This is a genomic window from Escherichia sp. TW14182, from assembly GCF_000208525.1.
Classification (GTDB): domain Bacteria; phylum Pseudomonadota; class Gammaproteobacteria; order Enterobacterales; family Enterobacteriaceae; genus Escherichia; species Escherichia ruysiae.
Genome location: NZ_AEJZ01000263.1, coordinates 1 through 24,029, shown reverse-complemented (window position 1 = coordinate 24,029; position 24,029 = coordinate 1). Strand labels below are relative to the sequence as shown.

Annotated in this window: 24 protein-coding genes; 16 read left to right on the top strand and 8 right to left on the bottom strand. The window is 51.8% G+C overall.

Going from position 1 to position 24,029, the window contains the following annotated elements:
- Positions 1-163: 163 nt before the first annotated feature.
- The 4 genes from gcvT to EQY_RS0119360 all read left to right on the top strand — a co-directional run bounded on the left by gcvT (position 164) and on the right by EQY_RS0119360 (position 5,634).
- Complete coding sequence (gcvT, locus tag EQY_RS0119375) at positions 164-1,258, top strand: glycine cleavage system aminomethyltransferase GcvT (protein ID WP_024212662.1); 1,095 nt, start codon at positions 164-166, stop codon at positions 1,256-1,258.
- 23 nt (positions 1,259-1,281) lie between these two features.
- Positions 1,282-1,671 (top strand): glycine cleavage system protein GcvH, encoded by a 390-nt coding sequence (gcvH, locus tag EQY_RS0119370; RefSeq protein WP_002461349.1) that lies wholly within the window; start codon positions 1,282-1,284, stop codon positions 1,669-1,671.
- Between the two features lie 117 nt (positions 1,672-1,788).
- Positions 1,789-4,662 (top strand): aminomethyl-transferring glycine dehydrogenase, encoded by a 2,874-nt coding sequence (gcvP, locus tag EQY_RS0119365; RefSeq protein ID WP_000195001.1) that lies wholly within the window; start codon positions 1,789-1,791, stop codon positions 4,660-4,662.
- A gap of 228 nt (positions 4,663-4,890) precedes the next feature.
- The gene (locus EQY_RS0119360) at positions 4,891-5,634 is read left to right on the top strand and encodes an SDR family oxidoreductase (protein WP_000951955.1); all 744 of its coding nucleotides are present in this window, start codon (positions 4,891-4,893) and stop codon (positions 5,632-5,634) included.
- Positions 5,635-5,695: 61 nt separating this feature from the next.
- Here EQY_RS0119360 and bglA read toward each other — a convergent pair whose 3' ends face one another.
- Entirely contained in the window at positions 5,696-7,129 is a 1,434-nt protein-coding gene (gene bglA, locus EQY_RS0119355; protein WP_024212661.1) for a 6-phospho-beta-glucosidase BglA, read from the bottom strand.
- A gap of 44 nt (positions 7,130-7,173) precedes the next feature.
- Between bglA and yqfB the strand changes: the two genes are divergently transcribed.
- Positions 7,174-7,485 (top strand): N(4)-acetylcytidine aminohydrolase, encoded by a 312-nt coding sequence (yqfB, locus tag EQY_RS0119350; protein WP_001182940.1) that lies wholly within the window; start codon positions 7,174-7,176, stop codon positions 7,483-7,485.
- 163 nt (positions 7,486-7,648) lie between these two features.
- Positions 7,649-8,308 carry a PAQR family membrane homeostasis protein TrhA gene (gene trhA, locus EQY_RS0119345; RefSeq protein WP_000250277.1) on the top strand — a complete coding sequence of 220 codons (660 nt, stop codon included), beginning with the start codon at positions 7,649-7,651 and terminating at the stop codon, positions 8,306-8,308.
- Between the two features lie 195 nt (positions 8,309-8,503).
- On the opposite strand, the gene ygfZ is transcribed toward trhA, so the two are convergent.
- On the bottom strand, positions 8,504-9,484 hold the full coding sequence (gene ygfZ, locus EQY_RS0119340; RefSeq protein ID WP_000886090.1) for a tRNA-modifying protein YgfZ: 981 nt from the start codon (positions 9,482-9,484) through the stop codon (positions 8,504-8,506).
- A 242-nt stretch (positions 9,485-9,726) separates the two neighbouring features.
- Between ygfZ and sdhE the strand changes: the two genes are divergently transcribed.
- Positions 9,727-9,993 (top strand): FAD assembly factor SdhE, encoded by a 267-nt coding sequence (gene sdhE, locus EQY_RS0119330; protein WP_000354046.1) that lies wholly within the window; start codon positions 9,727-9,729, stop codon positions 9,991-9,993.
- On the top strand, positions 9,974-10,381 hold the full coding sequence (locus EQY_RS0119325) for a protein YgfX (protein ID WP_000244788.1): 408 nt from the start codon (positions 9,974-9,976) through the stop codon (positions 10,379-10,381). Before sdhE ends, EQY_RS0119325 begins: the two co-directional genes overlap by 20 nt.
- Positions 10,382-10,420: 39 nt before the next feature.
- Here the strand turns inward: EQY_RS0119325 and fldB are convergent, their stop codons facing one another.
- On the bottom strand, positions 10,421-10,942 hold the full coding sequence (gene fldB / locus EQY_RS0119320) for a flavodoxin FldB (RefSeq protein WP_001055878.1): 522 nt from the start codon (positions 10,940-10,942) through the stop codon (positions 10,421-10,423).
- A 111-nt stretch (positions 10,943-11,053) separates the two neighbouring features.
- Between fldB and xerD the strand changes: the two genes are divergently transcribed.
- The 5 genes from xerD (at position 11,054) to lysS (ending at position 17,140) form a co-directional block, all read left to right on the top strand.
- Positions 11,054-11,950, top strand: a complete 897-nt coding sequence (gene xerD, locus EQY_RS0119315; protein ID WP_000806625.1) for a site-specific tyrosine recombinase XerD — start codon at positions 11,054-11,056, stop codon at positions 11,948-11,950.
- 24 nt (positions 11,951-11,974) lie between these two features.
- Positions 11,975-12,685: a bifunctional protein-disulfide isomerase/oxidoreductase DsbC gene (dsbC, locus tag EQY_RS0119310; RefSeq protein WP_000715233.1), complete on the top strand. Its 711-nt coding sequence runs from the start codon at positions 11,975-11,977 to the stop codon at positions 12,683-12,685.
- 5 nt (positions 12,686-12,690) lie between these two features.
- Positions 12,691-14,424 (top strand): single-stranded-DNA-specific exonuclease RecJ, encoded by a 1,734-nt coding sequence (gene recJ / locus EQY_RS0119305; protein WP_000813172.1) that lies wholly within the window; start codon positions 12,691-12,693, stop codon positions 14,422-14,424.
- Positions 14,425-14,514: 90 nt separating this feature from the next.
- Positions 14,515-15,613 (top strand): peptide chain release factor 2 gene (gene prfB / locus EQY_RS0119300; RefSeq protein ID WP_001701073.1). Its coding sequence is split into 2 segments (ribosomal slippage): positions 14,515-14,589 and positions 14,591-15,613, totalling 1,098 coding nucleotides; the frame shifts between segments, so codons are not numbered across the junction.
- 9 nt (positions 15,614-15,622) lie between these two features.
- Positions 15,623-17,140, top strand: a complete 1,518-nt coding sequence (gene lysS / locus EQY_RS0119295) for a lysine--tRNA ligase (RefSeq protein ID WP_000003093.1) — start codon at positions 15,623-15,625, stop codon at positions 17,138-17,140.
- Between the two features lie 43 nt (positions 17,141-17,183).
- Here the strand turns inward: lysS and idi are convergent, their stop codons facing one another.
- Positions 17,184-17,732 (bottom strand): isopentenyl-diphosphate Delta-isomerase, encoded by a 549-nt coding sequence (idi, locus tag EQY_RS0119290; RefSeq protein ID WP_001192779.1) that lies wholly within the window; start codon positions 17,730-17,732, stop codon positions 17,184-17,186.
- Between the two features lie 54 nt (positions 17,733-17,786).
- Here idi and EQY_RS26315 point away from each other — a divergent pair, with 54 nt between their 5' ends.
- Positions 17,787-17,858, top strand: coding sequence for a hypothetical protein (locus EQY_RS26315; protein WP_138984126.1), 72 nt, complete (start codon positions 17,787-17,789; stop codon positions 17,856-17,858).
- On the opposite strand, the gene yqfG is transcribed toward EQY_RS26315, so the two are convergent.
- Positions 17,855-17,980, bottom strand: coding sequence for a protein YqfG (gene yqfG, locus EQY_RS0119285; protein WP_016159664.1), 126 nt, complete (start codon positions 17,978-17,980; stop codon positions 17,855-17,857). The two genes, EQY_RS26315 and yqfG, sit on opposite strands and share 4 nt — an antisense overlap.
- 1 nt (position 17,981) lies before the next feature.
- Complete coding sequence (gene uacT / locus EQY_RS0119280; RefSeq protein ID WP_010347966.1) at positions 17,982-19,430, bottom strand: urate/proton symporter UacT; 1,449 nt, start codon at positions 19,428-19,430, stop codon at positions 17,982-17,984.
- Between the two features lie 434 nt (positions 19,431-19,864).
- On the opposite strand from uacT, the gene ygfT reads away from it, so the two are divergent.
- Positions 19,865-21,787, top strand: a complete 1,923-nt coding sequence (gene ygfT / locus EQY_RS0119270; protein WP_024212660.1) for a formate-dependent uric acid utilization protein YgfT — start codon at positions 19,865-19,867, stop codon at positions 21,785-21,787.
- Positions 21,784-22,272 (top strand): 4Fe-4S dicluster domain-containing protein, encoded by a 489-nt coding sequence (locus tag EQY_RS0119265; protein WP_000838439.1) that lies wholly within the window; start codon positions 21,784-21,786, stop codon positions 22,270-22,272. The genes ygfT and EQY_RS0119265 overlap by 4 nt, the downstream gene beginning before the upstream one ends.
- A 35-nt stretch (positions 22,273-22,307) precedes the next feature.
- Here the strand turns inward: EQY_RS0119265 and ghxQ are convergent, their stop codons facing one another.
- The gene (gene ghxQ, locus EQY_RS0119260; protein WP_000012141.1) at positions 22,308-23,675 is read right to left on the bottom strand and encodes a guanine/hypoxanthine transporter GhxQ; all 1,368 of its coding nucleotides are present in this window, start codon (positions 23,673-23,675) and stop codon (positions 22,308-22,310) included.
- Positions 23,676-23,700: 25 nt separating this feature from the next.
- Positions 23,701-24,029, bottom strand: a 329-nt coding sequence (locus tag EQY_RS0119255; protein ID WP_000300337.1) for an amidohydrolase family protein, incomplete at its 5' end; no start/stop codon positions are given.

Here is a 24,029-nt window from a genome sequence, read left to right as displayed (position 1 = left end):
TGTGATGATCAATTTTACCTTATGGTTAACCGTCTGTTTCGGTGGTAAGTTCAGGGAAAAGAGAACGATTGCGTTGGGGACCAGGAGTGGCTCCGATGCTGGGTTTCGTGGTGATATTTTCGCCATGAAAAGTTGTCAGCCCCGCTTATTCAATGAGGACAAGATGGCACAACAGACTCCTTTGTACGAACAACACACGCTTTGCGGCGCTCGCATGGTAGATTTCCACGGCTGGATGATGCCGCTGCATTACGGTTCGCAAATCGACGAACATCATGCGGTACGTACCGATGCCGGAATGTTTGATGTGTCACATATGACCATCGTCGATCTTCGCGGCTGCCGCACCCGGGAGTTTCTGCGTTATCTGCTGGCGAACGATGTGGCGAAGCTCACCAAAAGCGGCAAAGCCCTTTACTCGGGGATGTTGAATGCCTCTGGCGGTGTGATAGATGATCTCATCGTCTACTACTTTACTGAAGATTTCTTCCGCCTCGTTGTTAACTCCGCCACCCGCGAAAAAGACCTCTCCTGGATTACCCAACACGCTGAACCTTTCGGCATCGAAATTACCGTTCGTGATGACCTTTCCATGATTGCCGTGCAAGGGCCGAATGCGCAGGCAAAAGCTGCCACACTGTTTAATGACGCCCAGCGTCAGGCGGTGGAAGGGATGAAACCGTTCTTTGGCGTGCAGGCGGGCGATCTGTTTATTGCCACCACTGGTTATACCGGTGAAGCGGGCTACGAAATTGCGCTGCCCAATGAAAAAGCGGCGGATTTCTGGCGCGCGCTGGTGGAAGCGGGCGTTAAGCCATGCGGCCTGGGCGCGCGTGACACGCTGCGTCTGGAAGCGGGTATGAATCTTTATAGTCAGGAGATGGACGAAACCATCTCTCCTTTAGCCGCCAATATGGGCTGGACTATCGCCTGGGAACCGGCAGATCGTGACTTTATTGGTCGTGAAGCTCTGGAAGCGCAGCGTGAACATGGCACAGAAAAACTGGTTGGTCTGGTGATGACCGAAAAAGGCGTGCTGCGTAATGAACTGCCGGTACGTTTTACTGACGCGCAGGGCAACCAGCATGAAGGCATTATCACCAGCGGTACTTTCTCCCCGACGCTGGGTTACAGCATTGCGCTGGCGCGCGTGCCGGAAGGTATTGGTGAAACAGCGATTGTGCAAATTCGCAACCGTGAAATGCCGGTTAAAGTGACGAAACCTGTTTTTGTGCGTAACGGCAAAGCCGTCGCGTGATTTACTTTTTTGGAGATTGATTGATGAGCAACGTACCAGCAGAACTGAAATACAGCAAAGAACACGAATGGCTGCGTAAAGAAGCCGACGGCACTTACACCGTTGGCATCACCGAACACGCTCAGGAGCTGTTAGGCGATATGGTGTTTGTTGACCTGCCGGAAGTGGGCGCAACGGTTAGCGCGGGCGATGACTGCGCGGTTGCCGAATCAGTAAAAGCGGCGTCAGACATTTATGCGCCAGTAAGCGGTGAAATCGTGGCGGTAAACGACGCACTGAGCGATTCCCCGGAACTGGTGAACAGCGAACCGTATGCAGGCGGTTGGATCTTTAAAATCAAAGCCAGCGATGAAAGCGAACTGGATTCACTGCTGGATGCGACCGCATACGAAGCATTGTTAGAAGACGAGTAACGGCTTTATTCCTCTTCTGCGGGAGAGGATCAGGGTGAGGAAATTTACGCCTCACCCTCACTCTCTTCGCAAGGAGAGAGGTTCACAATTCACTGCACGTTTCAGGAACCATCGCTCATGACACAGACGTTAAGCCAGCTTGAAAACAGCGGCGCTTTTATTGAACGCCATATCGGACCGGACGCCGCGCAACAGCAAGAAATGCTGAATGCCGTTGGTGCACAATCGTTAAACGCGCTGACCGGCCAGATTGTGCCGAAAGATATTCAGCTTGCGACTCCGCCGCAGGTTGGCGCACCGGCGACCGAATACGCCGCACTGGCAGAACTCAAGGCTATTGCCAGTCGCAATAAACGCTTCACGTCTTACATCGGCATGGGTTACACCGCCGTGCAGTTACCGCCGGTTATCCTGCGTAACATGCTGGAAAATCCGGGCTGGTATACCGCGTATACCCCGTATCAACCTGAAGTTTCTCAGGGGCGCCTTGAAGCACTACTCAACTTCCAGCAGGTAACGCTGGATCTGACCGGGCTGGATATGGCTTCGGCGTCTCTGCTGGACGAAGCTACTGCTGCCGCCGAAGCAATGGCGATGGCTAAACGCGTCAGCAAACTGAAAAATGCCAATCGCTTCTTCGTTGCTTCTGACGTTCATCCGCAAACGCTGGATGTGGTTCGCACCCGTGCAGCAACCTTTGGTTTTGAAATCATTGTCGATGACGCGCAAAAAGTGCTCGATCATCAGGACGTCTTCGGCGTGCTGTTACAGCAGGTCGGTACTACTGGTGAAATTCACGACTACACTGCGCTTATCAGCGAACTGAAATCACGCAAAATTGTGGTCAGCGTTGCCGCCGATATTATGGCGCTGGTGCTGTTAACTGCGCCGGGTAAACAGGGCGCGGATATTGTTTTTGGTTCGGCGCAACGCTTCGGCGTGCCGATGGGCTACGGTGGCCCACACGCAGCATTCTTTGCGGCGAAAGATGAATACAAACGCTCAATGCCGGGGCGCATTATCGGCGTATCGAAAGATGCGGCTGGTAATACTGCGCTACGCATGGCAATGCAGACTCGTGAACAACATATTCGTCGCGAGAAAGCGAACTCGAACATTTGTACTTCCCAGGTTCTGCTGGCAAACATCGCCAGTCTGTATGCCGTTTATCACGGTCCGGTTGGTCTGAAACGTATCGCTAACCGTATTCATCGTCTGACCGATATTTTGGCTGCGGGGCTGCAACAAAAAGGTCTGAAGCTGCGCCATGCGCACTATTTCGACACCCTTTGTGTGGAAGTGGCAGACAAAGCGGGTGTACTGACGCGTGCCGAAGCGGCTGAAATCAACCTGCGTAGCGATATCCTGAACGCGGTTGGGATCACCCTTGATGAAACCACCACGCGTGAAAACGTGATGCAGCTTTTCAGCGTGCTGCTGGGCGATAACCACGGACTGGACATCGACACGCTGGACAAAGACGTGGCTCACGACAGCCGCTCTATTCAGCCTGCGATGCTGCGCGACGACGAAATCCTCACTCATCCGGTGTTTAATCGCTACCACAGCGAAACCGAAATGATGCGCTATATGCACTCGCTGGAGCGTAAAGATCTGGCGCTGAATCAGGCGATGATCCCGCTGGGCTCCTGCACCATGAAACTGAACGCCGCCGCCGAGATGATCCCAATCACCTGGCCGGAATTTGCCGAACTGCACCCGTTCTGCCCGCCGGAACAGGCCGAAGGTTATCAGCAGATGATTGCGCAGTTGGCTGACTGGCTGGTGAAACTGACCGGTTACGACGCCGTTTGTATGCAGCCGAACTCTGGCGCACAGGGCGAATATGCGGGTCTGCTGGCGATTCGTCATTATCATGAAAGCCGCAACGAAGGGCATCGCGATATCTGCCTGATCCCGGCTTCTGCGCACGGAACTAACCCCGCTTCCGCGCATATGGCGGGGATGCAAGTGGTGGTTGTGGCGTGTGATAAAAACGGCAACATCGATCTGACTGATCTGCGCGCGAAAGCGGAACAGGCGGGCGATAATCTCTCCTGCATCATGGTGACCTATCCTTCCACCCACGGCGTGTACGAAGAAACGATCCGTGAAGTGTGTGAAGTTGTACACCAGTTCGGCGGTCAGGTTTACCTTGATGGCGCGAACATGAACGCCCAGGTTGGCATCACCTCGCCGGGTTTTATTGGCGCGGACGTTTCGCACCTCAACCTGCATAAAACTTTCTGCATTCCGCACGGCGGTGGCGGCCCAGGTATGGGACCGATCGGCGTGAAAGCGCATCTGGCGCCGTTTGTACCGGGTCATAGCGTGGTGCAAATCGAAGGCATGTTAACCCGTCAGGGCGCGGTTTCTGCGGCACCGTTCGGTAGCGCATCCATTCTGCCAATCAGCTGGATGTACATCCGCATGATGGGCGCAGAAGGGCTGAAAAAAGCAAGCCAGGTGGCAATTCTTAACGCCAACTATATTGCCAGCCGCCTGCAGGATGCTTTCCCGGTGCTGTATACCGGTCGCGACGGTCGCGTGGCGCACGAATGTATTCTCGATATTCGTCCGCTGAAAGAAGAAACCGGCATCAGCGAACTGGATATTGCCAAGCGCCTGATCGACTACGGTTTCCACGCGCCGACGATGTCGTTCCCGGTGGCGGGGACGCTGATGGTTGAACCGACCGAATCTGAAAGCAAAGTGGAACTGGATCGCTTTATCGACGCGATGCTGGCTATCCGCGCAGAAATTGACCAGGTGAAAGCCGGTGTCTGGCCGCTGGAAGATAACCCGCTGGTGAACGCGCCGCACATTCAGAGCGAACTGGTTGCCGAGTGGACGCATCCGTACAGCCGCGAAGTTGCGGTATTCCCGGCAGGCGTGGCAGACAAATACTGGCCGACGGTGAAACGTCTGGATGATGTTTACGGAGACCGTAACCTGTTCTGCTCCTGCGTACCGATTAGCGAATACCAGTAATTCACTGATTCGACTATCTTCTAAAGGCGCTTCGGCGCCTTTGAGGCTGATGACAAACTCAACATTGCCTGATGCACTTCGTTTATCAGGCCTACATGGTCTCTGCAATGTATTGAATTTGCACGATCTTGTAGGCTGGATAAGGCGTTCACGCCACATCCGGCATAAAAACGCACTTTGTCATCAATTTGAAAGGCGCTTCGGCGCCTTTATTTTTGGGGAAAACAAATGGCTATAGCACTTGTGACCGGTGGCAGTCGCGGCATCGGGCGGGCAACTGCGCTGCTGCTGGCAAAAGAAGGGTATACGGTGGCGGTTAATTATCAACAAAACCTCCATGCGGCGCAGGAGGTGGTGAGCTTAATAACTAAAGCCGGTGGTAAGGCATTCGTGCTCCAGGCGGATATCAGCGACGAAAATCAGGTCATCGCAATGTTCACAGCAATCGATCAGCGTGATGAACCGTTAGCCGCGCTGGTCAATAACGCAGGAATTTTGTTTACCCAATGCACAGTGGAAAATCTCACCGCAGAGCGAATCAACCGAGTACTTTCCACCAACGTGACGGGGTATTTTCTCTGCTGCCGCGAGGCGGTAAAACGCATGGCGCTGAAAAACGGCGGCAGTGGCGGCGCTATCGTCAATGTTTCTTCGGTAGCAGCCAGGCTGGGATCACCCGGAGAATACGTTGATTATGCGGCATCGAAAGGGGCGATTGATACGTTAACCACAGGACTGTCGCTGGAAGTCGCCGCGCAGGGAATTCGCGTTAACGGCGTGCGGCCTGGGTTTATTTATACCGAAATGCACGCCAGCGGTGGCGAACCTGGACGCGTCGATCGCGTTAAGTCGAACATCCCCATGCAGCGCGGCGGACAGGCGGAAGAGGTCGCGCAGGCCATTGTCTGGCTGTTAAGCGATAAAGCCTCTTATGTCACGGGAAGTTTTATCGATTTGGCGGGTGGGAAATAAAGCAGGAAAGTTGTCTGACCGGATGCAACGCAACAAGCATTGCATCCGGTACTTCATCTACTTAAAGTTTCTCGCCGTTGCTGGCAATCACTTCTTTGTACCAGTTAAAGCTCTTCTTACGTGAACGCGACATATCACCAGTACCGTCGTCATGTTTATTCACATAGATAAAACCGTAGCGTTTGCTGTACTGCCCGGTGGTGAACGATACACAGTCGATGCAGCCCCACGGCGTGTAGCCCATCAGATCCACACCATCGTAAGTCACCGCTTTTTTCATCTCGTCAATATGGGCGCGCAGGTAGTCAATGCGGTAGTCGTCGTTGATGCTACCATCTTCTTCCACTTTGTCGTAAGCGCCAAAACCGTTTTCGACAATAAACAGCGGCTTCTGGTAACGCTCATACAATTCGCAAAGCGCGTAACGCAGGCCCACCGGATCAATCTGCCAGCCCCAGTCAGACGCTTTAACATACGGGTTCGGTACGCTGCCTTCGAAACCAGAAATTGCATCGCCGGTGCCGCCTTCGGCCTTCACCGCGTTGGTCATGTAATAGCTGAAGCCAAGATAATCGCAGGTGCCTTCGCGCAGTACATCGAGATCGCCGTCTTCCATTTTGATGTTAAATCCGCGACGTTCCCACTCGTTCAATACATAAGAAGGGTAGTAGCCGCGTAGCTGGACATCGGTAAAGACGTAACGTTCGCGCATCGACTCCTGGGCAAACATTACATCGTCCGGGTTACAGGAGTAAGGATAGAGCGGCACCATCGCCAGCATACAGCCGACTTTCATCTCCGGGTTAATGCGACGCGCAGCTTTCACTGCCAGGGCGCTGGCGACAAACTGGTGATGCAGCACCTGATACATCGTCTCTTCCGGGTTTTCATGTTCGGTATACACCACGCCGGAGCAGCAGTAACCGAACAGCGGCGCACGCCAGTTACGCTGGTTGTTAATTTCGTTGAAGGTCATCCAGTATTTGACTTTGTGCTTATAGCGTTCAAATACCACTTGTGCGAAACGGACAAAGAAATCAACCACTTTACGGTTGGTCCAGCTACCGTATTGCTGCACCAGATGTAGCGGCATTTCAAAGTGGGAGAGGGTGATCACCGGTTCGATATTGTATTTCAGCAGTTCATCGAACATATCGTCGTAAAACTTCAGCCCTTCTTCGTTTGGCTGAGCTTCATCGCCTTTGGGGAAAATGCGCGTCCAGGCGATGGAAGTACGAAAACATTTGAAGCCCATTTCTGCGAAGAGCTTGATGTCTTCCTTGTAGTGACCGTAAAAATCTACCGCTTCATGGTTCGGATAGTATTTGCCCGGCAAGACTTCTTTGGTGATTTCGCGCGGCACGCCGTGTGCGCCACCGGTCAGTACGTCACAAATACTCGGCCCTTTGCCGCCTTTGTTCCAGCCGCCTTCGACCTGATGAGCGGCAACTGCGCCGCCCCATAAGAAATCTTTCGGTAAGGTGAGTTTTTTCACTATCATAGGCTCCAGATGAGTCAATTCTTACAGGAAATAGTACCATGCAGCCAAACGACATCACTTTTTTTCAACGATTCCAGGATGACATTCTGGCAGGGCGTAAAACCATCACAATCCGTGACGAGTCTGAATCGCACTTTAAAGCTGGCGATGTGCTTCGTGTCGGGCGCTTTGAAGATGACGGCTATTTTTGCACCATTGAAGTCACTGCAACCTCAACGGTGACGCTGGATACTCTCACAGAAAAACACGCACAACAGGAAAATATGACCCTGGCTGAATTGAAAAAGGTCATTGCTGACATCTATCCCGATCAGACACAGTTTTATGTGATTGAATTTAAATGTCTTTAAATTGAACTCACGCCTGTTAGTTGAAATTTTGCATTTAATTTCATGATTTTTCGGAGATTAATCTCAAATCAGAATTTATTTTAGCTAACAGGTGTTCACTGGAACTATTCTCAGTTACGCTGGAGATGTATACACGTGCGTGTACGTTTCTCCGGAGTAAGTTATGGTTCAGAAGCCTCTCATTAAGCAGGGATATTCGCTGGCAGAGGAAATTGCCAACAGCGTCAGTCACGGTATTGGACTGGTGTTTGGTATCGTCGGGTTGGTATTGCTACTGGTTCAGGCGGTGGATCTCAATGCCAGCGCCACGGCGATAACCAGTTACAGCCTCTATGGCGGCAGTATGATCCTGCTGTTCCTCGCTTCGACGCTTTATCATGCCATTCCTCATCAACGGGCAAAAATGTGGCTGAAGAAATTTGACCACTGCGCCATTTATCTGTTGATTGCCGGAACCTACACGCCGTTTTTGCTGGTGGGGCTGGATTCTCCGTTAGCGCGCGGGCTGATGATTGTTATCTGGAGCCTGGCATTGCTGGGGATTCTGTTCAAACTGACCATCGCGCACCGATTTAAAATCTTATCTCTGGTGACCTATCTGGCGATGGGCTGGCTGTCGCTGGTGGTGATTTATGAAATGGCAGTTAAGCTGGCGGCAGGCAGCGTTACCTTACTGGCGGTCGGTGGCGTGGTTTACTCGCTTGGCGTGGTTTTCTACGTCTGCAAACGCATTCCCTACAACCACGCCATCTGGCACGGCTTTGTGCTCGGCGGTAGCGTGTGCCATTTTCTGGCGATCTATTTGTATATTGGGCAGGCGTAATTGGTATGCCTTTGTAGGAATGAAAAGACACACCAGCGTCGCATCAGGCATCAGAGCGCAACTGCCGGATGCGGCGTGAACGCCTTATCCGGCCTACGGGCTACGTCCCTGTTGTGATAAAGGCACCAAATCCCAGGCCTGATAAGGCGCGTCAGCGTCGCATCAGGCAATAGATGCCCGAAGCGATACAGAAATTTACTCTTCCAGCGAATACGGCAGCGGCTCGATATGCAATGTATTCGCATCGTCACGAACGCGGAAAACGCTGTCCGGTTCCATGTCGTTATTCATGACGACCTGCACTACGACCTGCCCATCTTCCAGTTTGACCGCCGCCAGCACGGTTCCGGTACGACGCCAGTTTTCGCCCATTTTCAGCTCTAAGTCTTCACCTGCTTCCGGCAGCCGGCTGGCGCTACCTGCCAGCAACCAGAGCGCGCGTTTGTTGGCACCACGGAATTTTGCTCGCGCTACCATCTCTTGCCCGGTATAGCAGCCTTTCTTAAAGCTGATGCCGCCCAGCGCCTGGAGGTTGGTCGCCTGGGGGATAAACTGCCCGCTGTTAGGCGCATCAATCACCGGGAAACCCGCTTCAATGTTTAATGCCAGCCACTGTTGGCTATTATTCAGTTCCGCTTCGCCGCGAAGCTTGTCGGTCAGCACACTGGCGGTAGTTTCATCGGTCACGATCAGAAAACGTTCTGCTGGGTGTTCAAACCAAAGCAGTGTCGTCACACCTTCTCTGACCGCCTGTTTTTCCTTCGAAGGCAGTTCGCTAAAGAGATTTGCCAGCGCGGCGCGAGCCTGAAAACCGGCAACACCGAGAAGCACACGCTCGTCGTCTGGCGCGATGGTCACTTTAGAAAATACCGCATATTTTTTCAGTTCAGTCAGTTGCGATTCACGCACGCTGCGCCGTTCAATCCACGCAAAGCCATCGCCATCGCGAAACAGACGCAAATTGCTCCACATTTTACCTTTAGCATCGCAATGTGCGGCGAGCAGGTGCTGATCTTCTGTCATCTGGCTGACATCTGCTGTCACCTGACCCTGCATATATTTTTCGCTGTCCGCGCCAGTAATGGTGGCAAGCGCCCAGTCATCAAGCGTCATCAGCGTCAGCGGTAAACGGGCAGAAGCCGTAGGCTGACGGGGAGGAAAAGGTGTAAAAGCCATAATAGAGTCCTGAGTTGCTTAACGGCGTATTAATGACTAATGGTAAAAGAGCTATGAGGCAATGCAAGTGCTTTCACTACGCGATCTGTGCCTTCTGCGAGGCGACTTCCAAAAAAATGAAGCCTTTGAATTGTTGTGGATTAATTTCGCGATCGTGATTGTGTTTACCGATATTCCCGCAAAAGAAGTCGAAAAACACGTTACAATAGCCAGGTACTGGATTTTCGTGAGACAGGAAGAAGATGGACATTAACAACAAAGCCCGCATTCATTGGGCATGCCGCCGTGGTATGCGCGAACTCGATATTTCAATCATGCCGTTTTTCGAACATGAGTACGACAGCTTAAGCGATGACGAAAAACGCATCTTTATTCGTCTGCTGGAATGTGACGATCCCGATTTGTTCAACTGGCTGATGAATCACGGTAAACCGGCCGATGCAGAACTGGAAATGATGGTCCGACTCATCCAGACACGGAACCGGGAACGTGGTCCTGTGGCAATCTGAACTGCGCGTCTCCTGGCGCGCGCAGTGGCTTTCCTTGCTGATTCATGGGCTGGTTGCCGCTGTTATTTTGCTCATGCCCTGGCCGCTTAGTTACACCCCGTTATGGCTGGTGTTGCTTTCGCTGGTGGTGTTTGATTGCGTCCGCAGCCAGCGGCGCATTAATGCTCGCCAGGGAGAGATTCGTCTGCTGATGGATGGGCGTTTGCGCTGGCAGGGGCAGGAGTGGAGCATCGTCAAAGCGCCGTGGATGATTAAAAGCGGCATGATGTTGCGTCTACGTTCTGATAGCGGCAAACGTCAGCATCTGTGGCTGGCAGCAGACAGCATGGATGAAGCCGAATGGCGGGATTTGCGGCGGATTTTGTTACAGCAGGAGACGCAAAGATAATGGCGACGGCAAAGCGAGTGCGCTATGCCGTCAGTAATCTCAGGCGTAATGCTCTGCCATTTCGTTGAGGATTTGCTCACACCAGCTCTGAATACGCTCGTCGCTAAGGTCATACTGGTTAGTTTCGTCCAGCGCCAGACCCACGAACAGTTGTCCGTCAGCAATCACCGGTTTCGGGCTGGTAAACTCATATCCTTCCGTGGGCCAGTAGCCGACGAACTTCACGCCTTTGGTCGAGAGTTTGTCATGCAGCATACCGAGTGCATCGAGGAACCACTCACCATATCCCAGTTGATCGCCTAATCCATATAGCGCAACAATTTTACCTTTGAGATTCAGGTCGTCGAGCTGATCCCAGACGGCTTCCCAGTCTTCCTGGATTTCGCCAAAATCCCAGGTCGGGATACCCAGAATGAGCACATCGTACTGCTCCATTAATTTCGGGGAGTCGTCCTTGAGGTTATGTAAGGTCACCAGTTCTGGGCCGATAATATCGCGGATTTTTTCTGCCGCCATTTCGGTGTAACAGGTGCTGGAACCGTAAAAAAGACCCATATTCATAACGTAAGCTTCTCGATTCTGCTGTGGCTTTTGCGGCTAGTGTATCAGAATCGCTTTAGTCACGGCACAATAAGGCATAATGGATCAAACGAGTAACGATAAGGGGCGCAAGTGAAACAGGATCTGGCATGCATCGAGCAGTTTCTTGATGCCCTGTGGCTGGAGAAAAATCTGGCAGAAAATACGTTGAACGCATATCGTCGCGATCTGTCAATGATGGTGGAGTGGTTGCATCATCGTGGATTGACGCTGGCAACGGCGCAAAGCGGCGACTTACAGGCATTACTGGCAGAACGGCTGGAAGGCGGGTATAAAGCCACCAGTTCCGCTCGTTTGCTGAGTGCGGTGCGCCGATTGTTCCAGTATCTTTATCGCGAAAAGTTCCGTGAAGACGATCCCAGTGCGCATCTTGCTTCGCCGAAATTACCCCAGCGTCTACCGAAAGATTTAAGTGAAGCGCAAGTCGAAAGGTTATTGCAGGCACCGTTGGTTGATCATCCTCTGGAGCTACGCGACAAAGCGATGCTCGAAGTGCTGTATGCTACCGGATTGCGTGTCTCTGAACTTGTAGGGTTGACGATGAGCGATATCAGCTTGCGTCAGGGCGTGGTGCGGGTAATCGGTAAAGGCAATAAAGAACGCCTGGTGCCGTTAGGTGAAGAGGCAGTCTACTGGCTGGAAACCTATCTGGAACACGGGCGACCGTGGTTGCTAAACGGTGTGTCGATTGATGTACTGTTTCCCAGCCAGCGTGCGCAGCAGATGACGAGACAAACTTTCTGGCATCGCATTAAACATTATGCCGTGCTGGCGGGTATCGACAGCGAAAAGCTGTCACCGCATGTGTTGCGTCACGCTTTTGCCACTCATTTATTAAATCATGGTGCGGATTTACGCGTGGTACAGATGCTACTGGGCCACAGCGATCTTTCCACCACGCAAATTTATACGCATGTCGCTACTGAGCGTCTGCGGCAACTTCATCAACAGCATCACCCTCGGGCGTGATAGCTGAAAAGAACGGGATGACTTATGAAGAAAGGTTTTATGTTGTTTACTTTGTTGACGGCGTTTTCTGGCTTTGCTCAGGCTGATGACACGGCAATTCAACAAACGCTAGCCAAAATGGGCATTAAAAGCAGCGATATTCAGCCAGCACCCGTGGCAGGCATGAAGACAGTTCTGACTAACAGCGGTGTGTTGTACATCACCGATGATGGTAAACACATCATTCAGGGGCCAATGTATGACGTTAGCGGCGCGGCACCGATCAACGTCACCAACCAGATGCTGTTAAAGCAACTGAATGCGCTGGAAAAAGAGATGATTATCTACAAAGCGCCGCAAGAAAAGCACGTCATCACCGTGTTTACCGACATTACCTGCGGTTACTGCCACAAAATGCATGAGCAGATGGCTGACTACAACGCGCTGGGGATCACCGTGCGTTATCTCGCGTTCCCGCGCCAGGGGCTGGAGAGCCAGGCTGAACAACAAATGAAAGCCATCTGGTGTGCAAAAGATAAAAACAAAGCGTTTGATGATGTGATGGCAGGTAAAGCTGCCACTCCGGCAAGTTGCGATATTGATATTGCCGACCATTACGCACTTGGCGTACAGCTTGGCGTTAGCGGTACTCCGGCAGTTGTGCTGAGCAATGGCACACTTGTTCCGGGTTACCAGCCGCCGAAAGCGATGAAAGAATTCCTCGACGAACATCAAAAAATGACCAGCGGTAAATAATTCGCGTGAAACAACAGATACAACTTCGTCGTCGTGAAGTCGACGAAACGGCAGACTTGCCCGCTGACTTGCCCCCCTTGCTGCGGCGTTTATACGCCAGTCGGGGCGTGCGCAGCGCGCAGGAACTGGAGCGCAGCGTTAAAGGTATGCTGCCCTGGCAGCAACTGAGCGGTGTCGAAAAGGCCGTTGAGATCCTTTACAACGCTTTTCGCGAAGGAACGCGGATTATTGTGGTCGGGGATTTCGATGCCGACGGTGCCACCAGCACAGCTCTTAGCGTGCTGGCGATGCGTTCTCTCGGCTGTGACAACATCGACTACCTTGTACCGAACCGTTTCGAAGACGGTTACGGCTTAAGTCCTGAAGTGGTCGATCAAGCTCATGCGCGTGGTGCGCAGTTGATTGTAACGGTTGATAACGGCATTTCTTCTCACGCAGGAGTTGAACATGCTCGCTCGTTGGGCATTCCGGTTATTGTTACCGATCATCACTTGCCTGGCGAAACTTTACCTGCGGCGGAAGCCATTATTAATCCTAATCTGCGTGACTGCGAGTTCCCGTCGAAATCGCTGGCAGGCGTTGGCGTTGCGTTTTATCTGATGCTGGCGTTACGCACCTTTTTGCGCGATCGGGGGTGGTTCGATGAGCGTGGTATCGCAATACCGAATCTGGCGGAATTGCTGGATCTGGTGGCGCTGGGTACGGTGGCGGACGTAGTGCCGCTGGACGCCAATAATCGCATTCTGACCTGGCAGGGGATGAGTCGCATTCGTGCCGGGAAATGCCGCCCGGGGATTAAAGCTCTGCTGGAAGTGGCAAACCGCGATGCACAAAAACTCGCTGCCAGCGATTTAGGTTTTGCGCTGGGGCCGCGTCTCAATGCCGCCGGACGACTGGATGATATGTCCGTTGGCGTGGCACTGTTACTTTGCGACAACATCGGCGAAGCGCGCGTTCTGGCTAATGAGCTTGATGCACTAAACCAGACGCGAAAAGAGATTGAACAGGGAATGCAGGTCGAAGCACTGACCTTGTGCGAGCAACTGGAGCGTAGCCGCGATACGCTGCCTGGCGGGCTGGCAATGTATCACCCTGAATGGCATCAGGGCGTCGTTGGTATTCTGGCTTCGCGCATCAAAGAGCGTTTTCATCGTCCGGTTATCGCCTTTGCGCCTGCGGGCGACGGTACGCTGAAAGGTTCTGGTCGCTCCATCCAGGGATTGCATATGCGTGATGCGCTGGAGCGGTTAGACACGCTCTACCCTGGCATGATGCTCAAGTTTGGCGGTCATGCGATGGCGGCAGGATTGTCGCTGGAAGAGGACAAATTCGAACTCTTTCAGCAACGCTTTGGCGAACTGGTTACCGAGTGGCTGGATCCGGCATTATTACAGGGTGAAGTAGTTTCCGACGGCCCGTTAAGTGCAGCGGAGATGACCATGGAAGTTGCGCAACTGCTGCGTGATGCTGGTCCGTGGGGGCAGATGTTCCCGGAACCGCTGTTTGACGGTCATTTTCGCCTGCTGCAACAGCGGTTGGTGGGAGAGCGCCATCTGAAGGTTATGGTTGAACCGGTCGGCGGCGGCCCGCTGCTGGATGGTATTGCTTTTAATGTCGATACCGCCCTCTGGCCGGATAACGGCGTTCGTGAAGTACAACTGGCCTACAAGCTGGATATCAACGAGTTTCGTGGCAACCGCAGTCTACAGATTATCATCGATAATATCTGGCCACTTTAGCATCGTCTTCTCTATAAAAAAGAGTGTGGATTGGGTACAATCCCGCTCTTATCACCGCATTTTGACTAGCTCAATAAAAGAAATCAGACCATGTTTGAAATTAATCCGGTAAATAATCGCATTCAGGACCTCACGGAACGCTCCGACGTTCTTAGGGGGTATCTTTGACTACGACGCCAAGAAAGAGCGTCTGGAAGAAGTAAACGCCGAGCTGGAACAGCCGGATGTCTGGAACGAACCCGAACGCGCACAGGCGCTGGGTAAAGAGCGTTCCTCCCTCGAGGCTGTTGTCGATACCCTCGACCAAATGAAACAAGGGCTGGAAGATGTTTCCGGTCTGCTGGAACTGGCTGTAGAAGCTGACGACGAAGAAACCTTTAACGAAGCCGTTGCTGAACTCGACGCCCTGGAAGAAAAACTGGCGCAGCTTGAGTTCCGCCGCATGTTCTCCGGCGAATATGACAGCGCCGACTGCTACCTTGATATCCAGGCTGGTTCCGGCGGTACGGAAGCGCAGGACTGGGCAAGTATGCTTGAGCGTATGTATCTGCGCTGGGCAGAATCGCGCGGTTTCAAAACTGAAATTATCGAAGAGTCGGAAGGTGAAGTAGCGGGTATCAAATCCGTGACTATCAAGATCTCCGGCGATTACGCTTATGGTTGGCTGCGCACAGAAACCGGTGTTCACCGTCTGGTGCGTAAAAGCCCGTTTGACTCCGGCGGTCGTCGCCACACGTCGTTTAGTTCCGCGTTTGTTTACCCAGAAGTGGATGACGATATTGATATCGAAATCAACCCAGCGGATCTGCGCATTGATGTCTATCGCGCGTCCGGTGCGGGCGGTCAGCACGTTAACCGTACCGAATCTGCGGTGCGTATTACTCACATCCCGACCGGGATTGTGACCCAGTGCCAGAACGACCGTTCCCAGCACAAGAACAAAGACCAGGCCATGAAGCAGATGAAAGCAAAACTTTATGAACTGGAGATGCAGAAGAAGAATGCTGAGAAACAGGCGATGGAAGACAATAAATCTGACATCGGCTGGGGCAGCCAGATTCGTTCTTATGTCCTTGATGACTCCCGCATTAAAGATCTGCGCACCGGGGTTGAAACCCGCAACACGCAGGCAGTGCTGGATGGCAGCCTGGATCAATTTATCGAAGCAAGTTTGAAAGCTGGGTTATAAGGAACCAACATGTCTGAACAACACGTACAAGGCACTGACGCGGTAACCGATCTTAACAATGAACTGAAAACTCGTCGCGAAAAGCTGGCGAACCTGCGCGAGCAGGGGATTGCCTTTCCGAATGATTTTCGTCGCGACCATACTTCTGACCAACTGCATACAGACTTCGACGGTAAAGAGAACGAAGAGCTGGAAGAGTTGAACATCGAAGTTGCTGTAGCTGGTCGCATGATGACTCGCCGAATTATGGGTAAAGCCTCTTTCGTTACCCTGCAGGACGTCGGTGGTCGCATTCAGCTGTATGTAGCTCGTGATGATCTGCCGGAAGGCGTTTATAACGATCAATTTAAGAAATGGGATCTTGGCGATATTATCGGCGCAAAAGGTAAGCTGTTTAAAACCAAAACCGGCGAACTGTCTATCCACTGCACCGAGCTGCGTCTGCTGACCAAAGCACTGCGCCCGCTGCCAGACAAATTCCACGGCTTGCAAGATCAGGAAGCGCGTTATCGTCAGCGTTATCTGGATCTCATCTCTAACGATGATTCCCGCAACACCTTTAAAGTGCGTTCACAGATCCTCTCTGGCATTCGCCAGTTCATGGTGAATCGCGGCTTTATGGAAGTTGAAACCCCGATGATGCAGGTGATCCCGGGCGGTGCGGCAGCACGTCCGTTTATTACCCATCACAACGCGCTGGATCTCGACATGTACCTGCGTATTGCGCCGGAACTGTACCTCAAGCGTCTGGTGGTTGGCGGTTTTGAACGCGTGTTCGAAATCAACCGTAACTTCCGTAACGAAGGTATCTCCGTGCGCCATAACCCAGAGTTCACCATGATGGAACTCTATATGGCTTACGCGGATTACAAAGATCTGATCGAACTGACCGAATCGCTGTTCCGCACTCTGGCTCAGGATATTCTCGGTAAGACTGAAGTAACCTACGGTGATGTGGTACTGGACTTCGGTAAGCCGTTCGAAAAACTGACCATGCGTGAAGCGATTAAGAAATATCGCCCGGAAACCGACATGGCAGACCTGGATAACTTTGACTCTGCGAAAGCGATTGCTGAATCTCTCGGCATTCACGTTGAGAAGAGCTGGGGGCTGGGTCGTATTGTGACCGAGATCTTTGACGAAGTGGCAGAAGCGAATCTGATTCAGCCGACCTTCATTACTGAATACCCGGCTGAAGTTTCTCCGCTGGCGCGTCGTAACGACGTCAACCCGGAAATCACCGATCGCTTTGAATTCTTTATTGGCGGTCGTGAGATTGGTAACGGCTTTAGCGAACTGAACGATGCAGAAGATCAGGCGCAGCGTTTCCTGGATCAGGTTGCGGCGAAAGACGCAGGCGACGATGAAGCAATGTTCTACGATGAAGATTACGTTACTGCACTGGAACATGGTCTGCCGCCGACAGCAGGTCTGGGAATTGGTATCGACCGTATGGTTATGCTTTTCACCAACAGCCATACTATCCGCGACGTTATTCTGTTCCCGGCGATGCGTCCGGTAAAATAAGTATTACGCGTAAGCACATAACCCCGGCAACCGTCGGGGTTTTTTATTTAAGCTGTGTAAATGCAGACAATTGTTTTCTGGCTTCGCTATTGGCTGCCTGCATCACCATCCACGGGCTGAATGCCCACGGCGTGGCATCAATACCGCGTAATACATCTGCTAAATCACACCATTGATAATCCATCACTTCATCATTGTTGGGCTGCAACTCGCTGATCACGCGTGCGGCAAATACCGGGCACACTTCATTTTCGACAATGCCACTCGGATCGGTGACGCGGTAGTGAAAGTCAGGATAGACCGGTTCTGGTGATGTTATTTCCACACCCAGTTCAAAGCGGCAACGGCGGATCACCGCGTCTTCGTTGCTTTCTCCCAATTGTGGATGCCCACAAACCGAGTTTGTCCACACACCCGGCCATGCTTTTTTGCTCAGTGCGCGGCGGGTAACTAATAATTGCCCTTTGGCATTAAACAGCCAACTGGAGAACGCGAGATGTAAGGGGGTATTTGCCGTGTGTGCAGCATATTTTTCCAGTGTACCCGAAGGGACTCCCTGTGCATTCAGTAAAATGACGTGTTCCGTTTGCATAATTTCTCACATGTAATTCTAATCACTCGTCATTATAGATAACAGAAGTGTTAAATGATTAACCAAGTGAGCGTTTATCGACAACCGCCCGTTTTGAGCGGATGCCGACAGAGAAAGAACATTTAAAAAAGCAACATCATATATTTGAAGCGGCTTTCAATAGCCATTGCAACGCAGTCAGAAATGACAGGAATGGAGATCATTAAGAGTAATAACAGACTGAATATAGCGCGCATTAAAAGATTCATATTATTCTCCATGCTCATTTTTCTTCAGCTTGCGCATCAGAAGCCACATACGTACTGTCCTGACTTTTAGATCTTTATCAGAGACGGATTCCTTTACCAGGTCAGCATGATGCTGATAGCCATTAAAGAAGACGTTCAGCACAACGGCGCTAAGGGTTGCGAGCATAATGCCGCTATGCAGCAATGGTTGCAGTACGGCCGGTAATTTAGAAAAAAAATCGTGAGAAAGCGTCGGAGTCATGCCAACGCCGAGACTGATTGCCACAATATAGAGGTTGTAACGGTTGGTGGTGTAGTTACAGCGCGACAGAATCCGAATCCCTGTAGCCAGCACCATGCCGAACATCACCAGCCCCGCGCCGCCCAGCACAAATTGCGGAATGGAAGCCACCAGCACCGCCATTTTGGGCACCATGCCGAACAGAATTAAAATAATCCCCGAAGAAATACACACCCAGCGGCTATGAACGCGCGTCACGCTGACCAGACCGACGTTTTGTGAAAAAGATGTATGCGGAAAACTGTTAAACGTTCCGCCGATCATGGTTCCTACGCCATCCACGCGCAGCCCGCGAATAATGTCGTGCGAAGAGAGCTTACGACCGACTATTTCACCCAGTGCCAGGAACATCCCCATCGACTCAATAAATACGATGATGAGTACTGCGGTCATGGTCAAAATAGAAACGGGGTCGAAAATCGGCATACCAAACGACATCGGCGTAACAATCGCAAACCACGAAGCATCATGCAGCCCGGATAAATTGACTTCATTCATCATCCACGAAAGTAAAAAGCCAAATACAATCCCCAGTAATACGGCGACATTGGACATAAATCCTTTTGCATAGCGAGTAATAAGCAAGATGAAAATTAAGACTGCGAAGGAGATTCCTAAATAAACGGGATTACCATATTGCGGATTTCCTTTACCTCCCGCAGCCCAATCAATGCCCACCTGAATAATACTCAGCCCGATAGAGGTAATAACCACACCGGTAACCAGCGGTGGGAACAAAGGCATTAAGCGACCAATAAGCGGCGCTAATAATGTGGTGATAAATCCTGCTGCGATGGTTGCGCCAAAAATCCCCAGCAGCCCGATATCCGGGTTCATCCCGATAGCTATCATTGGCGTTACAGCAGCAAAGGTCACCGACATAATAACGGGCAGGCGAATCCCCATAAAACGACCGATGCCAATGCATTGCAAAAGTGTGACGATACCGCAGCAAAAGAGGTCGGAGCTAATAAGCATCGCGATCGCCTCTTTGGTAAGGCCGAGTCTGTCACCAATCATCAGTGGAACAGCGACTGCACCTGCATACATCACAAGTACGTGTTGCAGACCGAGTATGATCAACTTTCCTGGTGATAATATGCGGTCAACCTCATCGGTGGGGCGGTCTTGCCCTGAAGATGAGGGAAGTTGGGAATCTATGGCGCTCATCAGTCATTCTCCTTTCGCTCGCCAGAGTTAAAAGCAACCGTTTACGTTAATAAAACTGTTTAATTACATGCTCGTGGGATGCCAGTTTTAACGAGGAAGGGAAGTTAGAGACAGGAATTGCGGAGGCAATCACATAATCGTGGTTAAACCGAGAAAATGAGAAAAGAATCAGATAATGGAATTATCTTTAATTTTCTCATATTGATATGTCTTTAATCATTCTGGCATATCGCACTCTCGCATTTAATGTTTTTGAGTTGGATTACTCTGTTTTCAGCAACGATGTTTAATTAATGAAAGCGGCACAGATTGAGGGGTAATAATTTGACCTCAGTCGCAAAATATCATTAAAGCGGACACGTTTTATAATATATGCCCGTTTATTGCATTGCGACATTTGAGAAGACATAACTCATCAAATGAAAGGGATGCAAATGAATAAGTTTATCGCTGCTGAAGCTGCGGAATGTATAGGCTGTCATGCCTGTGAAATTGCCTGTGCGGCGGCACACAACCAAGAAAACTGGCCGCAGAGCCACAGTGACTTTAAACCCCGTATTCACGTTGTTGGGAAAGGCCTGAACGCGAATCCGGTGGCCTGTCATCATTGCAATAATGCCCCCTGCGTTACGGTTTGCCCGGTAAATGCTCTGACTTTCCAGCCCGATAGCGTACAACTGGACGAGCAAAAGTGTATTGGTTGTAAAAGATGCGCAATCGCTTGCCCCTTTGGCGTAATCGAGATGGTCGGTTCTATTGCGCAGAAATGCGACCTTTGTAACCAGCGCAGTTCCGGCGCGCAAGCCTGCATTGAGGTCTGCCCAACGCAGGCATTACGCCTGATGGATGATAAAGGGTTACAGCAGATAAAGATGACCCGCCAGCGCAAAACGGCAGAAGGAAAGGTGTCATCAGATGCTCAGTCATCTCGCCGTGCAGCGTTGCTCCCCGTTAACCCCCGCAAAGGCGCAGAGAAAATTTCAGCGAGTGAGCGGAAAACCCACTTTGGCGAAATCTATTGTGGACTGGATCCGCAACAAGCGACTTATGAGAGTGACCGCTGTGTTTATTGTGCCGAAAAAGCCAACTGCAACTGGCATTGCCCGCTGCATAACGCCATTCCGGATTACATCCATCTGGTACAGGAAGGGAAGATTATTGAAGCGGCAGAACTCTGCCACCAGACCAGCTCCTTACCAGAAATCTGCGGCAGGGTATGTCCGCAGGACCGGCTTTGTGAAGGTGCATGTACTTTGAAAGATCACTCTGGCGCAGTCTCTATCGGTAATCTGGAACGCTACATCACCGATACCGCGCTGGCGATGGGCTGGCGTCCCGATGTCAGCCTGGTCGTTCCGCGTATGGAACGGGTAGCTGTGATTGGCGCTGGGCCAGCAGGACTGGGGTGTGCCGATATCCTGGCACGCGCCGGCGTTCATGTTGATGTTTTTGATCGCCATCCAGAAATTGGCGGCATGTTGACCTTTGGTATTCCTCCTTTCAAGCTCGATAAAGCGGTGTTAAGCCAGCGGCGGGAGATATTCACCGCGATGGGGATCGACTTTCATCTCAACTGTGAAATTGGCCGCGATATCTCTTTCAACGAATTAACGGCGGAATATGATGCCGTTTTCCTCGGCGTGGGGACTTACGGGATGATGCGAGCGGATCTGCCGCATGAAGATGCGCCCGGTGTCATTCAGGCGCTACCGTTCCTGACCGCCCATACCCGCCAGTTGATGGGGCTGCCAGAGTCTGCAGAGTATCCGCTGACGGATGTAGAAGGTAAGCGAGTTGTCGTATTGGGGGGCGGCGATACAACAATGGATTGCCTGCGCACATCCATTCGCCTGAAGGCCGCCAGTGTGACCTGTGCTTATCGGCGTGATGAAGTCAGTATGCCCGGCTCGCGAAAAGAGGTGGTTAATGCGCGAGAAGAAGGCGTTGAGTTTCAGTTCAATGTTCAGCCGCAATATATCGCTCTTGATGATGACGGGCGCTTAAAAGCAGTGGGTTTGATTCGTACCGCAATGGGTGAGCCGGAACCTGATGGTCGCCGTCGTCCACGTCCGGTGGCGGGATCTGAGTTTGAACTGCCCGCCGATGTGCTGATTATGGCCTTTGGGTTCCAGGCACATGCCATGCCGTGGTTGCAGGGCAGTGGCGTTAAGCTCGATAAATGGGGGCTGATTCAAACCGGCGACGTCGGGTATTTACCCACCCAGACGCATTTGAGAAAAGTCTTTGCTGGTGGTGATGCTGTTCATGGCGCGGATCTGGTCGTCACTGCAATGGCCGCAGGAAGACAGGCAGCACACGATATGTTAGCCATGTTTAATACGAAGGCATCGCGATGAAATCGTTAATTATCGTTAATTCAACTGACTGCATTGGTTGTCGTACTTGCGAAGTGGCTTGCGTGGTCGCCCATCCGTTAGAACAGGAGTTGAATGCGAGTTTCTTTCTCCCACGTTTAAAAGTGCAGCGTCTGAACAACATTAGTGCGCCGGTGATGTGCCATCAATGCGAAAACGCCCCTTGTGTTGGCGCTTGCCCTGTGGGGGCGCTGACGATAGGCGAGCAGGTGGTGCAGGCCAATTCTGCCCGTTGTATTGGCTGTCAGAGTTGCGTCAGTGCGTGCCCGTTTGGGATGATCACTGTTCAGTCGTTGCCCGGTCATATTCGTCAACTCATCGTGAAATGTGATCTTTGCGAACAGCGGCAAGAGGGACCTGCGTGTGTTGAGTCCTGCCCAACGCAGGCGTTGCAGTTGATGACTGAGAGAGAACTCAGGCAAGTCCGCCAGCAGCGTCTTGCTGCCAGCGGTGAGAATCCTCTCTGAAAGAAATCTCCGCGCTGAAAGGCGCGGGGAGTCTATTAGATTGCCCAACCACCTGCGTAAAACGCGACCAGTGCGGCGGTAATGATAACCGTACCAATATTCAGCTTTTGCCATTCGCGTGCAAAGACGCGGCCTACGACCAGTGTCACAAAGCCCAGCATAATACCGGTGACGATATTACAGGTCAGAACGATGAAAACCGCACATACCAGGCCTGCCATCGCATCAATAAAGTCATTGAAATCGAGCTTCGAGACGTTACTTAACATCAGCAAACCCACGTACATCAGTGCAGGGGCAGTGGCATAACCAGGGATCAGAAACGACAGCGGAGATAAGAACAGAATCAGCAGGAATAACGCGCCAACTACCGTTGCGGTTAAACCGGTTTTGCCCCCGGCGGCAGTTCCGGCTGCTGATTCGATATATACCGCCGCAGGTGCTGCACCCACTAAACCGGAGAATATTGAACTAACCGAGTCACTGGTCAGGGCTTTACCGCCGTTGATGATCTGGTTGTCTTTATCCAGCAGATTCGCCTGTCCGGCTACTGCACGGATGGTGCCGGTGGCGTCGAACACTGCAGTCATCACTAATGCCAGTACACTCGGAAGTACAGTTGGCTGGAGTGCACCCATAATATCGAGGCTGAAAATCAGAGACTTACCATCTTCGCCAGTCAGACTTGGCATTGCTACCAGACCATGATATTTGACTGCCGGATCAAAGATTAAGCCGATGATCGAGATGGCGATAATCACCAGCAAGATCCCACCAGGTACGCGGCACTTCTCCAGGCCGAAAATCACCGCTAATCCCAGCAAGCTCATCAGCACCGGGAAAGAGGTAAACGCACCAAGCGCGACGGGTAAGCCTTCAATCGGGTTTTTGATAACCATACCAACGCCGTTAGCGGCAATCAGTAGCAGGAACAGACCAATACCGATACCTGTACCGTGCGCAATACCCATTGGTAAATTGCGTAAGATCCAGGTTCGCACGCCAGTTACGGAGATAGCGGTAAATATCAGCCCCATCAGAAAGACCGCCCCTAGTGCTACCGGAACGCTAATTTGTTGCCCGAGTACCAGGCTGAATGCGGTAAATGCTGTCAAGGAAATGGCGCAACCAATCGCCATTGGCAGGTTAGCCCATAACCCCATCAGCAGAGAGCCGAAGCCAGCGACCAGACAGGTGGCAACGAAGACCGCTGCGGGAGGAAAACCTGCTTTACCCAGCATTCCCGGCACTACGATAACGGAGTAAACCATAGCGAGGAATGTGGTCAGACCCGCCAGAACTTCCTGGCGAACGCTGCTGCCTCTGGCGGTAATTTTAAAATAATTATCCAGCGCGCCCTGTGGCTTTGGTGCGTCCGGTGTTTGTAGGATGTCTCCAGACATAATGATGTCCTCACGAGGTTTATTATTAGTTACGTTCGTACACCAGACGACCATCAACGTAGGTGCGATAGATAGAACGGTCATCGCCCAACGTCATCATCACGAACAATTTGTCGACTAAAGAAACAGAGTTGTCATAGCGCAATTGCTGCAGTGGCGTGGCGGTAGGCTCCATCACCACGAAATCAGCCTCTTTGCCTGGTATAAAATTGCCGATCAGATCGTCAAGTCCCAGAGATTTCGCGCCACCGAGCGTGGCAAGGTAAAACGCTTCATATGCTGAGAGACGATAGCCCTGTAACTGCAACACTTTGTAGGCTTCGTTCGTAAGCGCTCCGTCTGTAACGTCTTGTG

Coding starts and splice junctions, on each gene's coding strand:
- gcvT (WP_024212662.1), top strand. CDS start 164: ATGGCACAACAGACTCCTTTGTACGAACAACACACGCTTTGCGGCGCT.
- gcvH (WP_002461349.1), top strand. CDS start 1,282: ATGAGCAACGTACCAGCAGAACTGAAATACAGCAAAGAACACGAATGG.
- gcvP (WP_000195001.1), top strand. CDS start 1,789: ATGACACAGACGTTAAGCCAGCTTGAAAACAGCGGCGCTTTTATTGAA.
- EQY_RS0119360 (WP_000951955.1), top strand. CDS start 4,891: ATGGCTATAGCACTTGTGACCGGTGGCAGTCGCGGCATCGGGCGGGCA.
- yqfB (WP_001182940.1), top strand. CDS start 7,174: ATGCAGCCAAACGACATCACTTTTTTTCAACGATTCCAGGATGACATT.
- trhA (WP_000250277.1), top strand. CDS start 7,649: ATGGTTCAGAAGCCTCTCATTAAGCAGGGATATTCGCTGGCAGAGGAA.
- ygfZ (WP_000886090.1), bottom strand. CDS start 9,484: ATGGCTTTTACACCTTTTCCTCCCCGTCAGCCTACGGCTTCTGCCCGT.
- sdhE (WP_000354046.1), top strand. CDS start 9,727: ATGGACATTAACAACAAAGCCCGCATTCATTGGGCATGCCGCCGTGGT.
- fldB (WP_001055878.1), bottom strand. CDS start 10,942: ATGAATATGGGTCTTTTTTACGGTTCCAGCACCTGTTACACCGAAATG.
- dsbC (WP_000715233.1), top strand. CDS start 11,975: ATGAAGAAAGGTTTTATGTTGTTTACTTTGTTGACGGCGTTTTCTGGC.
- lysS (WP_000003093.1), top strand. CDS start 15,623: ATGTCTGAACAACACGTACAAGGCACTGACGCGGTAACCGATCTTAAC.
- idi (WP_001192779.1), bottom strand. CDS start 17,732: ATGCAAACGGAACACGTCATTTTACTGAATGCACAGGGAGTCCCTTCG.
- yqfG (WP_016159664.1), bottom strand. CDS start 17,980: ATGAATCTTTTAATGCGCGCTATATTCAGTCTGTTATTACTCTTAATG.
- uacT (WP_010347966.1), bottom strand. CDS start 19,430: ATGAGCGCCATAGATTCCCAACTTCCCTCATCTTCAGGGCAAGACCGC.
- ygfT (WP_024212660.1), top strand. CDS start 19,865: ATGAATAAGTTTATCGCTGCTGAAGCTGCGGAATGTATAGGCTGTCAT.
- EQY_RS0119265 (WP_000838439.1), top strand. CDS start 21,784: ATGAAATCGTTAATTATCGTTAATTCAACTGACTGCATTGGTTGTCGT.
- ghxQ (WP_000012141.1), bottom strand. CDS start 23,675: ATGTCTGGAGACATCCTACAAACACCGGACGCACCAAAGCCACAGGGC.